Origin of the sequence: Flavobacterium lotistagni (genome assembly GCF_011392125.1) — a bacterium.
GTDB lineage: Bacteria > Bacteroidota > Bacteroidia > Flavobacteriales > Flavobacteriaceae > Flavobacterium > Flavobacterium lotistagni.
This window is the reverse complement of the sequence record NZ_JAAJBU010000042.1, coordinates 1-323: the sequence shown is the minus strand read 5'-3', so window position 1 is coordinate 323 and position 323 is coordinate 1. Positions and strand designations below refer to the sequence as shown.

Annotated in this window: 1 pseudogene; it reads left to right on the top strand. The window is 44.6% G+C overall.

Features of this window, described 5'->3' with window-relative positions:
- A pseudogene (locus tag G4D82_RS14345) lies at positions 1-323 on the top strand (lectin-like domain-containing protein); the annotation flags it as partial.

The following is a 323-nucleotide window of genomic DNA, read 5'->3' as shown; positions in this document are numbered from 1 at the left end:
GCTCCTGTTCTTCCTTTAGTTTCTTCTAATGGAATCTCTGGAACTTGGTCGCCATCGACTGTAGATAATACAACAACCGGAACTTACACTTTCACGCCTGATGCTGGTCAGTGTGCTACGGCTCCGTTTGTGGTAACAGTAACTGTGAATCAATTGGTGCCAACTTTTAATGGTTTGGATACTGAAATCTGCGCTGGTGATACTGCTCCTGTTCTTCCTTTAGTTTCTTCTAATGGAATCTCTGGAACTTGGTCGCCATCGACTGTAGATAATACAACAACCGGAACTTACACTTTCACGCCTGATGCTGGTCAGTGTGCTAC